This is a genomic window from Pseudoxanthomonas sp. LjRoot204_2, from assembly GCF_056175765.1.
The window spans coordinates 1-11,549 of sequence record NZ_JBGFFG010000059.1; the positions used below are offsets into that span (position 1 = coordinate 1).

General features: G+C 70.4%; 11 protein-coding genes and 1 pseudogene. 3 read left to right on the plus strand and 9 right to left on the minus strand.

Annotated elements, in window-relative coordinates:
- Positions 1–154: 154 nt before the first annotated feature.
- Positions 155–769 (plus strand): hypothetical protein, encoded by a 615-nt coding sequence (locus AC04L7_RS04630; RefSeq protein ID WP_475512599.1) that lies wholly within the window; start codon positions 155–157, stop codon positions 767–769.
- Here the strand turns inward: AC04L7_RS04630 and AC04L7_RS04635 are convergent.
- The 3 genes and pseudogenes from AC04L7_RS04635 to AC04L7_RS04645 form a co-directional block, all read right to left on the minus strand.
- Positions 738–1,298, minus strand: coding sequence for a YceI family protein (locus AC04L7_RS04635; RefSeq protein ID WP_299346029.1), 561 nt, complete (start codon positions 1,296–1,298; stop codon positions 738–740). The two genes, AC04L7_RS04630 and AC04L7_RS04635, sit on opposite strands and share 32 nt — an antisense overlap.
- A 46-nt stretch (positions 1,299–1,344) precedes the next feature.
- Positions 1,345–1,911, minus strand: a pseudogene (locus tag AC04L7_RS04640) (cytochrome b); the annotation flags it as partial.
- Entirely contained in the window at positions 1,908–2,570 is a 663-nt protein-coding gene (locus AC04L7_RS04645) for a YceI family protein (protein ID WP_436000063.1), read from the minus strand. The pseudogene AC04L7_RS04640 and the gene AC04L7_RS04645, both read right to left, overlap by 4 nt.
- Positions 2,571–2,684: 114 nt before the next feature.
- Here AC04L7_RS04645 and AC04L7_RS04650 point away from each other — a divergent pair, with 114 nt between their 5' ends.
- Positions 2,685–6,260, plus strand: a complete 3,576-nt coding sequence (locus AC04L7_RS04650; protein ID WP_475512600.1) for an ATP-binding protein — start codon at positions 2,685–2,687, stop codon at positions 6,258–6,260.
- Positions 6,257–7,219: a hypothetical protein gene (locus AC04L7_RS04655; protein WP_475512601.1), complete on the plus strand. Its 963-nt coding sequence runs from the start codon at positions 6,257–6,259 to the stop codon at positions 7,217–7,219. The genes AC04L7_RS04650 and AC04L7_RS04655 overlap by 4 nt, the downstream gene beginning before the upstream one ends.
- Before the next feature lie 6 nt (positions 7,220–7,225).
- Here AC04L7_RS04655 and AC04L7_RS04660 read toward each other — a convergent pair whose 3' ends face one another.
- Genes AC04L7_RS04660 through AC04L7_RS04685 form a run of 6 tightly spaced genes read right to left on the minus strand, consistent with a single transcriptional unit; the run spans position 7,226 to position 11,378 of the window.
- Complete coding sequence (locus tag AC04L7_RS04660) at positions 7,226–7,708, minus strand: hypothetical protein (RefSeq protein ID WP_436000057.1); 483 nt, start codon at positions 7,706–7,708, stop codon at positions 7,226–7,228.
- Positions 7,709–7,712: 4 nt separating this feature from the next.
- Entirely contained in the window at positions 7,713–8,351 is a 639-nt protein-coding gene (locus AC04L7_RS04665) for a hypothetical protein (RefSeq protein ID WP_436000055.1), read from the minus strand.
- Positions 8,352–8,382: 31 nt separating this feature from the next.
- Positions 8,383–9,453, minus strand: coding sequence for a uroporphyrinogen decarboxylase (gene hemE / locus AC04L7_RS04670; protein WP_436000053.1), 1,071 nt, complete (start codon positions 9,451–9,453; stop codon positions 8,383–8,385).
- Positions 9,454–9,471: 18 nt separating this feature from the next.
- Positions 9,472–9,726, minus strand: a complete 255-nt coding sequence (locus tag AC04L7_RS04675; protein ID WP_093300856.1) for a WGR domain-containing protein — start codon at positions 9,724–9,726, stop codon at positions 9,472–9,474.
- A gap of 9 nt (positions 9,727–9,735) precedes the next feature.
- A complete protein-coding gene (gene aroB / locus AC04L7_RS04680; protein ID WP_475512602.1) occupies positions 9,736–10,839 on the minus strand; it encodes a 3-dehydroquinate synthase in 1,104 nt (367 codons plus the stop codon).
- Positions 10,836–11,378 (minus strand): shikimate kinase, encoded by a 543-nt coding sequence (locus AC04L7_RS04685; RefSeq protein WP_436000049.1) that lies wholly within the window; start codon positions 11,376–11,378, stop codon positions 10,836–10,838. Before AC04L7_RS04685 ends, aroB begins: the two co-directional genes overlap by 4 nt.
- Positions 11,379–11,549: the final 171 nt, after the last annotated feature.

An 11,549-nucleotide genomic window follows, 5' to 3' on the forward strand; every position in this document is an offset into this window, starting at 1 on the left:
GAGTTGGACTGGCCTTTCGGCATCGAGGCCTTGGTGGCATTTGTGCAGCGCTGAAGCTGTCAGTCCGCGAAACGGTCGCTGCACGCGACATCCCGGCGTGAGCGTGGCGGGCTAGGCTGGCGTCGTCTGTGCACGGGGGTTCCCGATGGGTCGGATGCGATGGGCGTTGCTGGCGCTGGCCGTAGTCGCGATCTGCGCGCAGAACGCCCGCGGCCAAACCCCGGGCGAAGACGACGCGGCCTTGCGCCGCATGCACGACGCCTTCGTCGAGGCCTTCATCGACAGCCAGGGATTCGGCAAGCGGCGGGTCACGCCGATGATGGCGCGCATGCGCCACTACCAGTTCGAAGGTGTAGGCGAGAAAGGGCGCTGCGTGTTCGACGTCGAACTGGTGGGCGTCGCCCGGCACGATCCCCCCGTCGTCCATCGCGCGGGATTCATGGGCTTCCAGCATCGCGACGACGATGCCGCAATGCCCGCATTACCCACATCGACCCGTACGCTGCAGGCATGGGAACGCGAGGCCCTGGCCCGGTTGATCGGTGGCACCGATATCGTGGTGCAGGCAGGACCAGGCGGCGAGCGCGCGATGGGACCCATCCGCGCCCGCCCGGATTGCCTGGCGTGCCATCGCTACCATCGCGAGGGCGATGTATTGGGCGCCCTCAGTTACGGGCTGGGCCGCATCACCTTGGCGCCGGATGCGACGGACCGGCGCGACTGCCGGCCCCAAGGGATCAACGCGGCTTCAGCACGACCTTCGTACTGATCGCGACGTCGTTCGGGATGGTCGAGGTGTCCGCCCAGTCGCCGCCGCCGACGCCGAAGTCGAGCCGCTTCACCGTCGCCTTTCCGGTCAGCACCGGCTGCGCACCGGGGGTCCAGGTGAACGTCAGCGTCACCGGCTTGCTGGCGCCGCGCAGCGTGAGGGTGCCGTCGGCCGCGTACTGGTTGCCGCCCAGCGCGCGGAACTTGGTCGCCGTGTAGCGCGCCTGCGCGAACTTGCCCACGTTGAAGAAATCGCTCGACACCAGCGTGTCGTCGCGGTCCTTGTTTCCGGTCTGCGTGCCGGCCAGCTGGATGGCGACGTCTAGCTTGCTGGTGGCCAGCTGCTTGGGGTCGAAGCTCATCGTGGTGGCGAAGCTGCCGAACTTGCCGGTGAAGGTTTCGCCCTGGTAGTTGCTGGCGAACACCAGCGTCGAGCCGGGGGCCTGTACGTAGTCGGCCGCTGCCGCGTGTCCTGCGGTGGCGAGCAACAGGGAGACGAGCGCGAGGCGTGCGCGATCAGGGGTTTTCATCGGGAGAATCCTGCGGAGTGGGGGAAGAGGGAGAAGGCACTGCCGCCGGTGCCGGCGCAAGGGCCCTGCGGCGCCCCGGCAGCATGCGGGTGAGCGTGGCATCGCCCTGGAACAGGTGGTGGTACAGCGCGGCGCCGGCGTGCGCCAGCACCAGCGCCACGAGCACCCAGAACAGCAGCTCGTGCGCGCCTTCGGCCGCTTCGTGCACGCCATCGTTGCGGCCCGTGATCGCCGGCAGGTTGAAGAGCTTGAACCACTGCAGCGGATAGCCTGCGGACGAGTTCAGCACCCAGCCCGACAGCGGGATGGCGAACAGCAGCGCGTACAACAGGAAGTGCGTCACCGATGCCACGCGCTGCTGCCACGTCGGCGTGCCGGCGACCGGGGAGGGCGCGCCGGCATACATGCGCCACAGCACGCGCAGCACGACCAGCGCCAGGATGGTCAGGCCGATCGACTTGTGCAGCGCATAGATGTCGATCTTGCGCGGCCCGTTGGGCAGGTCGCCCATGGTCAGGCCCAGGTAGGCCATCACCAGGATCAGCACCACGATCACCCAATGGAACAGTTGGCTGACGGCGCCCCAGCGCTCGTCGGTGTTCTTGAGGGTCATGGCGTCGGCTCCGGTGGCGAGGGGGAAGGGGGCGGCGCGGCATCGGCGTCGTCGGCCTTGCCATCGTAGGTCGCTTCCGCTTCGATGCGCAGCGTCACTTCGTCGCCGATCACCGACTTCCACGCGGTGATGCCGAAATCGGCGCGGCTGAGCGTGGTGGTGGCGGAGAAGCCGACCGTGCGGCGGAACGGCGGCATCGGATGGCGCTTGGCGGCGTTGAGGGTGACGTCGAGGACGATCTCGCGCGTCACGCCGCGCAGGCTGAGGTCGCCATGCACCTTCGCATGCGTCGCATCGACGGGTTCGATGCGCGTGGAGACGAAGCGCGCGTCGGGGTGCGCTTCCGCGTCCAGCAACGACTTCGCCAGCGTCGCCTTGTTCCAGTCGGCATCGCCCAGGTCGATGCGCGCGATCGGCACGCGCACATCGACACGCGCGTGCGTCCAGTCATCGGGGTCGAACACCACCGTGCCGGTGCTCCCCGACACGGTGCCGAGCGCATGGGAGAAGCCGGCATGCGAAATCGCGAACATCACCCGCGTGTGCACCGGGTCCAGCCGGTATTCCGCGCGCGCGTCGCGCGCGGAGGCCAGTGCGGGCAGCAGCGCCAGCAGGCAGAGGCTGCGCACCAGCAGGCGGCGGGGGGTCGATCCGGGCATGGGGACGGATTCTAGGGGCCGGCCCATGAAGATACCCCGCTTGCGCCTGCAACGGTCCGTTGCGACGATGCCCGGCAGGGGTGACCAGGGAACGAGGGGCGGGCAGGAATGGCGATGCGTGCGTGCTGGTGGCTGCTGTTCTGSCTGTTGTGCGCGCCCGCGCTCGCGCCGGCTGCGGTACCCGAGATTCCCCGCTTCCGCCTGTTGGGTGCGGGCGATGGCCTGCCGTCCACCACCATTCCGGCGCTTGCCCGCGATCGCGCGGGCCACCTGTGGGTCGCCACGTGGGATGGCCTGGCGCGCTACGACGGCGTCAGCTTCAAGGTCTGGCGGCATGATCCCGCCGATCCGGCATCGCTGCCCGGCAACGTGGTGCAGGCGCTGCACATCGACGCCGCGGACCGCATCTGGGTGGCGACCGAGAACGGCGGACTCAGCATGATGGATGTCGACCGTCGCGGGTTCCGCCATTACCGCCAGGCGCAGTACCCGCAGATGGGCAGCGATGACGTGTTCGCCATCACCAGCCGCGGCGCCGAACTCTGGTTCGGCACGTTCGGCGGCGGCCTGCACCGGCTCGCCGCCGACGGTCGCATCACCCGCTTCGCGGCGGCGGCCGAGGGAAGCGATGGCCTGCCGTCCGACAACGTGCTGTCGCTGGCCTTCGACGCGCGGGGCACGCTGTGGGTCGGCACCATGGGCGGCCTGGCCCGTCTTGAAGGTGGCCGGCTGCGCCGGTTGGCGCTGCCGGGCGGCGAGGGCCTGATCATCTACTCGGTGACCGCCGACGGCGGTGCGATGTGGGTCGGCGCGGCCGACGGCGTGCATCGCTGGACGCCTGACGGGCGCTGGGTGTCGCCGCCGTGGTCGCCCATGTTCGCGCGCCCCAATGCGCTGATCGCGATGACCAGCGACGGCCAGGGCGAGTACTGGCTGGCCAGCCAGGGCGGCCTGTGGCGCACCGAAGGCGATCGTGCGCCGGCGCCGGTGAACTACGACGCGCAGAACGTGGGCATCGGCCGCGTGCTGCAGACCGTGCTGGCGTTGCCGGACGGTGGACTGTGGGTGCCGGTACCCACGCGCGGGCTGGCTTACCTGCGTTCGGACTGGCGACGCATCGCGGCCTTCTCGTCGGCGCAGGGACTGGGCGGCGGACTCTACCGCGGCCTGTCGCAGGCGGGCGCCGACGGCCTCTGGATCGCCAGCAGCACGGGCAAGGTCGAACGCCTGGACACGCGCAGCGGCCATGTCGTGCCGTTGCCGCACCATGCCGCGGCACTGGGGGAACTGCGGCTCACCTCGTTGCGGCAGGATCGACGGGGGCATCTGTGGATCGGCCATCGCAGCGGCCTGATCCGGATCGATCCCCGCACCGGCGCCTCGCGGCAGTGGGGGCAGGAGGGCGAGGACGCCGTTCCCGACAATACCTCGATCGACTGGCTGGTCGAGGCACCGGACGACACGCTGTGGCTGGTCTCGCAGATGGGCAGCGTGCAGCAGCGCGACATCGCCAGCGGTCGCGTGCTTCGCACGGTCGCCAAGCAGGAGGACGGCGGCGGATTGCCGGACATCGAAGGCATTGCTGTGGCGCCCGACGGCCACGTCTGGCTCGGTGGCGCCGCCGGCATGATGGTCTGGGATGCGGCGGCAGGCCGGTTTGTCGCGCAGGGCGCGATGGGTCGCGAGCGGGTGTACGCATTCGCGTTCGAGCATGCCGACCGGCTGTGGCTGCATCGCCTCTCGGGCGTGGAGGCGTGGCGCCGCGAGGGCGGCCGCTGGGTACGCGAACGGCTGATCGGGGCCGAACAGGGATTGCCGGCGGTCGAGTCGACGGGACTGGCCGTGGATCCGCAGCGACGGGTCTGGCTGGGCACCCGGCGTGGCCTGTTCCGCATCGATCCCAACCTGCAGGGATCGCGCGCGCTGCTGCGCAACTTCGGCGTGCGCGAAGGGCTGCTGAGCCAGGAGCTCAACGACCGCGGCCTGCTGATGACCGCCGACGGCCTGTTGGCCACCACCGCAGCGGACGGTTCGGTCGCGCTGCTGGACACGCAGCTGCCGGATCCGAAACCGGTGACTCCCAACCTGGTGCTGGACAGCCTGCAGGTGAGCCGYGGCGACGACGTGGTCCACCTGCGGATAGACCAGCCCCTGGAACTGCAGCCCGAAGACCACGAACTGCTCGTCGGCACGAGACTGCTGAGCTACGAGAATCCGCTGGGCAACCGCTACCGTTCGCTGCTGGAAGGCTTCGACAGCGGCTGGATGGACCAGGGCGCGAGCGGCGAGCGCGTGTTCTCCGCGCTGACGCCCGGCCGCTACCGGCTGCGCGTCCAGGCCTACGACGCCGCCGGCAATGCGTCGCGCGAACTGGTGCTGTCCCTGCACGTACTGCCGCCGTGGTGGCGCAGTGCGTGGGGCATGGCGATGTTTGCCGTGGTCGGCGTGCTGCTGCTGCTTTTCGCCGCGGCGGCGTATCGCCGGCGCGTGCGTCGCCGCAGTGCGTGGCAGCTGGCCGAACACAAGCGCGAACTGGCCGAACAGGCCTCGCTGGCCAAGACCCGCTTCCTCGCCACGCTGGGCCACGAGATCCGCACGCCGATGACGGGCGTGCTGGGCATGACCGAGCTGCTGCAGGCCACGCCGCTGGACGAACGCCAGCGCGGCTATGCCGATGCAATCCAGCGGGCGGGCACGCACCTGCTGCGGCTGGTCAACGATGCGCTGGACCTGGCGAAGATCGAAGCGGGCAAGCTGGAGCTGCAGCAGGTGGAGTTCGACCTGCATGCGCTCCTCGCCGACGTGGTCGCGCTGATGGGGTCGGTGGCGGGCAAGCGCGGGCTCGCGTTCCATGACGGCGTCGCCGCGGGCGTGCCGAGGCTGGTGCGTGGCGATCCGCTGCGGCTGCGGCAGATTCTGCTCAACCTGCTGGGCAATGCGATCAAGTTCACCGAGGCCGGCCATGTGTCCCTGCACGCGGTGCCGCTGTCGCCGCACGGGGTGCGGCTGACGGTGGGCGATACCGGCCCCGGCATCAACGCCGAACAGCAGGCGCGGCTGTTCCGTCGGTTCGAACAGGCGGAAGGCGCGCAGACCACGGCGCGTTACGGCGGCAGCGGGCTGGGCCTGGCGATCTGCCAGGAACTGGCGGTCGCCATGGGGGGGCGCATCGACGTGGACAGCGCTCCGGGCAAGGGCACGCGCTTCTCGGTCGACCTGCCCGCGCTGCAGCCGCTCGCGACCGACCCGGCCGGGGACGCGACGCCGGCCGAAGCGGTATCGGCCCCGGTCGATGTCGGCACGCTGGACATCCTGCTGGTCGAAGACGATGTGACCGTGTCCGAGGTGGTGGCGGGGCTGCTGCGCGCGCGCGGCCACCGCGTGACGCATGCGCCGCATGGATTGGCCGCGCTGACGGAGGTGGTGACCACGGTATTCGACGTGGCCTTCCTCGATCTGGACCTGCCGGGCCTGGACGGCATGGCGCTGGCCCGCCAGTTGCGGCTGCACGGCATGACCACGCCCTTGATCGCCCTGACCGCACGCACCGATGCGGAAGCCGAGCCGCTGGCGCGACAGGCCGGGTTCGACGATTTCGTGCGCAAGCCCGTCACCGGCGACATGCTGGCTGCCGTGATCGCGGCGCAGGTCGCGCGCGGGGCATCCGGAGTACGGGAGGACATGCCGTGAGGGCGTTCAGCCGCTGCCTGGGTGTGCTCGCGTTCGGCCTGCTGGCCGCGACGGCGCGTGCGGAAACGCCCGAACCGCCATTGCTGGGCGACTACATCACCGCGACCCGCGCGTTGTATCCGCTGCGCGTGCAGGGCTGGGAGGCGATCGGCGAGAAGCGGTACGAGCAGCAGGAACTGGGCGTGTCGGTGCGCTACCAGGACTCGCGCCAGCCGGACCGCTGGATGGATCTGTACCTGTATCCCGCCGGCGTTGTGTTCGATCCGGTGTTCGAGCGTGCGTTCCAGCAGGGGGTCGACGAGATCGTGCAGATCGCGCGGGGTCGCAACGCGGGTGAGGTGCGGCTCGGCGAAAGCCGTACCTTCGAAACCGCGCCGGTGGGGGGACAGGACATGCTCGGCGCCATGGCGGTGAAGGCGCGCTCGTTCGCGATGGAAGTCCCGATGCGCGAGAAGCGCTATCGCTCGGCGCTCGCGATGACCGTCCGCGACCTCTACTTCATCAAGGTGCGCTACAGCGTCGAAGCCGACAGTACGTCGGACGACGAGGTCCAGCGCCAGGCCGAGGCGTTCCTCGCCGGCTTCGCGGCGGACGTCCGCGTGCTCAATACGGGGCGCTGCCGACAGGTGCTGCAGGTGCGCGGCATGYCGAGTGGCGACGCCCGGCTCGATACCGTCCTGGCCAGCACCCATGAGGGGCGCGAGGACGAGATGTGGATCGCCGACGATGCGGTCTACCTGCGTCCGGCCGTCATCGCGCGGAAGGACCAGGCGGAGACGCTGCGGCAGGAAGCACAAGCGGTCCGCGACCTGTTGCGCGGCCGCTGCGTGGCGCCCGACGCGATGGAGATCACCGTGCCCGACGGCATGCGCGAGATCCGCTTCGAATACCGCCTGCCGGCCGAACGTACCGACGGCACCACGCCGCGCCTGCGGAGTCCGCGGTCGGGTCTGGGGTGAGGGCGTTCAGCGCAGGCGGCGAACGTCCATGACCCCCGCGACAGGGTCGTAATAGAACCAGTCGCCCGCATGGCTGGCCAGCCAGTCGATGCGCGCCCGGCTCGCGGGCGGCACGTGGCAGAGCACGCCGAGTCCGGCCTCGTCGCCGGATGCCGTCGCCGAGGTGGGCGGGTCGGCCAGCAGGTCGGCCAGCGATGCCGGCTTCTCCCCCCAGCTCAGGCAGTCCGCGTCGGTGGCCGTGTCCGCGGGCCACCCCATGCGGTCCCAGAACGTCGCGCGCCCACGCGCCTGCAGGCGGTGCGCCGCCTGTGCCTCGCCATCGGCCGTGCGCACGATCCGCCACTGGTCGCCGACCGCGACCACCGTCCACACGACCTCATCCGCCGTGGCGGTGGCGTCATGACCGTAGTCACCGGCAAAGCGATCCGCATCCCCCGCGATCACGATGGCGGGGCACGCCGACAGCGCCAGCAGCAAGAGGCGGCGCACCGGATCAGTCCGCCCAGGCTTCGACGTACAGCGTGCGCGTGGCGTCGTCGCTGTCGGCATGGATCCAGATGCCGCCGGCATCGCCGGCAGGCAGGAAGTACCCGTCGTCGGCCTGCAGCATGGTGCAGGTAGCCGGAGCCGCTTCCTCCGCGAGCACACGCGCACGACAGGCGTCCTCCACGAAGGCCTTCAGCACCGGGGCGGCCTCGGTGTAGGTCGACGCGACCACATACTGGTGGTCGCCCCAACGCTGCGAATCCATCAGCCGGACCTCCACCACCGGCTGGCCGGCGAGTTGCACGCGTCCGGGATGCAGCAGCGCGCGCGCGGCCACGGCGGTCAGCATGTCCTGCGCGTCGTCGGCCAGGGTGTCTTCGCAGTCCAGGTCGATCCGTGCCACCCGCTGCCGCCATCCCGGCGCAAGTTCGTCGAGGCGGCGGGCGCGGATGCGGTCGCAGCCGGGCATGGCGTCCGCCACGCTGTGCGCGGCGTGCTGGTCCGGCGGCACCACCATCACCAGGGCAGGGAAGTCGCCACCGGCGACGTGCAGGACGCGCGCCGCGCCGCTTTCGTCCGTATGGGCGTGCGCGCTGGCCGCCAGCAACAGGCTGGTGGTGAGGGCGAGCAGGGGGCGGCACTCCATTGCGTCACTCCGCGGGTGGGGCAGGACGGCGTCAGCGAGCGCTGTAGGCGTGGACTTCGTCCACCAGCACAGCGACGTGGTCGGGGTTCATGTCCGGCGACATGCCGTGACCGAGGTTGAAGACGTGACCGTCGCGCGAACCGCCGTTGCCGTCGCGGTAGCTGTCCAGCGCGCGGCGGACCTCGTGGCGGATCGCCTCGGGCGAGCCATACAGCGTGGCCGGGTCCAGGTTGCCCTGCAGCGCGACCTTGCCGCCGGTGCGGCGCGCCGCATCGCCGAGTTCGACCAGCCAGTCCACGCCCACGCCTTCGGCGCCGGTGGCGGCCAGGTCTTCCAGGTAGGCCGCGGTGCCCTTGCCGAACAGAATCAGCGGGGTGCGCTCCGCGCCTTCGCCACGGTCGAGTTCATGCGCGATGCGCTGAAGGTAGGGCAGGGAGAACTCGCGGTACATCGCCGGGCTCAGCACGCCGCCCCAGGTGTCGAACACCTGCAGCGCCTGCGCGCCGGCAGCGCGTTGCGCGGCCAGGTAGGCGATCACGGCATCGGTGTTGACCGACAGCAGGCGGTGCAGCGCGGCCGGTTCGTTCAGCGCCATCGCCTTGATGCGGGCGAAGTCCTTGCTGCCGCCGCCTTCCACCATGTAGCAGGCCAGCGTCCACGGACTGCCGGAGAATCCGATCAGCGGCACCTTGCCGTCCAGCTCGCGGCGGATGACGCGCACGGCATCCATCACGTAGCGCAGTTCGGTTTCCATGTCCGGCACACCGAGCTTGGCGGCGTCGGCGGCGCTGCGCACGGTGCGCTCGAACTTCGGGCCCTCGCCCTCGACGAAGTACAGGCCCAGGCCCATCGCGTCCGGCACGGTCAGGATGTCCGAGAACAGGATCGCCGCATCCAGGTCGTAGCGGCGCAGCGGCTGCAGCGTCACCTCGCAGGCGATCTGCGGGTTCTTCGCCATGCCCAGGAAGCTGCCCGCTTCCTTGCGCGTGGCGCGGTATTCCGGCAGGTAGCGGCCGGCCTGGCGCATCAGCCAGACGGGCGTGCAGTCCACGGGTTCGCGGCGCAGCGCGCGCAGGAAGCGATCGTTCTTCAGAGCGGTCATCGTGGTTCCGGGAAAAGGTTACTTGGGCGCGTCGGCGCCGCGGGCGAACATCAGCTGGAAGCCGCGCTTGAGGTGGCTGTCGCGCGCCTTCTCGAAGGCCGCATTCGCCTCGTCCTGCAGCAGGTATTGCTCGCGCTTGAGCGTGGCGCGACCGCCGATCTGCCCCGTTTCGCGCAACAGCTCCCATCCCCCGAACAAATCGGGCTGGAGGGTCAGCTGGACGTAGCGGGGCGCTTCGCCCGCGTCGGGGCGTTGCTGGAGGAAGACGCGCATGGCGGCATTTTAGCCGGACAGCACGCCCAACACCCGGTTTTCGTCCACGTCCGGCACCACCTCGGCCTGGCCGAGCCCGCGCCACAGCACCAKCCGCAGGCGGCCGGCGAGGTTCTTCTTGTCCAGGCGCATGCGGGCCAGCAGGGCTTCGGGCGTCACGCCGGCCGGCATCCGGACCGGCAGGCCGTACGCCGCCAGCAAGGCTTCCAGGCGGTCCGTGTCCGCGGCGGGCGCCAGGCCCAGCTCCGCGGACAGCCGCGCCGCGAGCACCATGCCCACCGCCACCGCCTCGCCATGGTTGAGGTTGTCGTTGCCCAGCCCGCCGTAGCCCTGCTCGGTTTCGATGGCATGGCCGAAGGTGTGGCCGAAATTCAGCAGGGCGCGCTCGCCCTTCTCCAGCGGGTCGCGGGCCACGATCTCAGCCTTGTGCTCGCAGCTGGCCGCGATCGCCAGGGCCAGCGCTTCTCCGTCCATCGCCAGCAGCGCTGCGCGTTCCTGTTCCAGCCACTGGAAGAAGCGCGCATCGCGGATCGCGCCGTACTTGATCACTTCGGCCAGGCCAGCGCGCAGTTCGCGCGGGGGCAAGGTGGCCAGCGCCGCGGTATCGGCGAACACCGCGCGCGGCGGGTGGAACGCGCCCACCAGGTTCTTGCCCTGCGGGATGTCGACCGCGGTCTTGCCGCCCACCGACGAATCCACCATCGACAGCAGCGTCGTGGGCACCTGCACGCAATCCACGCCGCGCATCCAGCACGCTGCCGCGAACCCGGCCAGATCGCCGACCACGCCGCCGCCCAGCGCCACCACACACGCGTCGCGCGTCGCGCCCAGCGTCGCCAGCGCCTCGATGGCATGGCCGAAGTGGGCCAGCGTCTTCGACTCTTCGCCCGCCGGCAGGATGAAGGTGCCGATGGCCAGGTCCGGACGCGCGGCATGCAGCGCCTCGCGCACGGCGCCCGCGTACAGCGGCGCCACCACCGAATCGCTGACCAGCAGCACGTGGCGGCCGCGCACATGGCGCGCGAGCGCGGCGCCGTCGCCCAGCAGGCCCGGCCCGATGGTGATGGTGTAGGGGATCTCGCCGCCGACATCGACGGTGCGTGCGTGGTTCATGCGTTCTCTTCGATGGGCTGCCAGCGGTGCGCCAGCAGCTGGGTCAGGCGGGCGGTGGCGTCCGGCGGGGTCAGCCCGTCGGTGTCCAGGGCCAGGTCGGCGATCTCGCGGTACAGCGGTTCGCGCAGGGTGGCCATCTCCTGCAGCACCTGCTCGCGGTCCGGGCGCTGCAGCAGCGGACGGTTCGCGCAGCGGCCGAGGCGCTTCAGCTGGGCGTCCACGCTGACCTGCAGGTAGACCACATAGCCGCGCTTTTTCATCAGCGCCCGATTGTCGGCGTCCAGCACGGCACCGCCGCCGGTGGACACCAGCTGGCCGTGGCCCGCCAGCAGTTCATGCAACGTGGCTTTCTCTCGCTCGCGGAAGCCGGCCTCACCGACATGCTCAAACAGCGTCGCGATGCTGGCGCCGGTGCGTTCGACGATGGCCTGGTCGGCATCCACGAACACCAGCCCGAAGCGCTCGGCGACGCGCTTGCCGATGGACGTCTTGCCGGCCCCCGTGGGGCCGACCAGGATCAGGTTGGGGGCCGGATTCATGATGCCCCAGATGCTAGCACCGCCCGCACACGTGGCGTGGACTTAACACGGCCGGGACTAGGGTGGCCCTCCGGCACCGTGCCGGCCATCGAGGAGCAAGCCATGTCCGTCGTCAAGGTCATCGAAGTCAACGCATCATCGAAGACCAGCATGGAAGACGCGGTCAAGGTA

Excerpts from the sequence above, each read along its gene's own strand:
- AC04L7_RS04630 (WP_475512599.1), top strand. The coding sequence starts at position 155 with ATGCGATGGGCGTTGCTGGCGCTGGCCGTAGTCGCGATCTGCGCGCAG.
- AC04L7_RS04635 (WP_299346029.1), bottom strand. The coding sequence starts at position 1,298 with ATGAAAACCCCTGATCGCGCACGCCTCGCGCTCGTCTCCCTGTTGCTC.
- AC04L7_RS04645 (WP_436000063.1), bottom strand. The coding sequence starts at position 2,570 with ATGCCCGGATCGACCCCCCGCCGCCTGCTGGTGCGCAGCCTCTGCCTG.
- AC04L7_RS04665 (WP_436000055.1), bottom strand. The coding sequence starts at position 8,351 with ATGGAGTGCCGCCCCCTGCTCGCCCTCACCACCAGCCTGTTGCTGGCG.
- hemE (WP_436000053.1), bottom strand. The coding sequence starts at position 9,453 with ATGACCGCTCTGAAGAACGATCGCTTCCTGCGCGCGCTGCGCCGCGAA.
- AC04L7_RS04675 (WP_093300856.1), bottom strand. The coding sequence starts at position 9,726 with ATGCGCGTCTTCCTCCAGCAACGCCCCGACGCGGGCGAAGCGCCCCGC.
- AC04L7_RS04685 (WP_436000049.1), bottom strand. The coding sequence starts at position 11,378 with ATGAATCCGGCCCCCAACCTGATCCTGGTCGGCCCCACGGGGGCCGGC.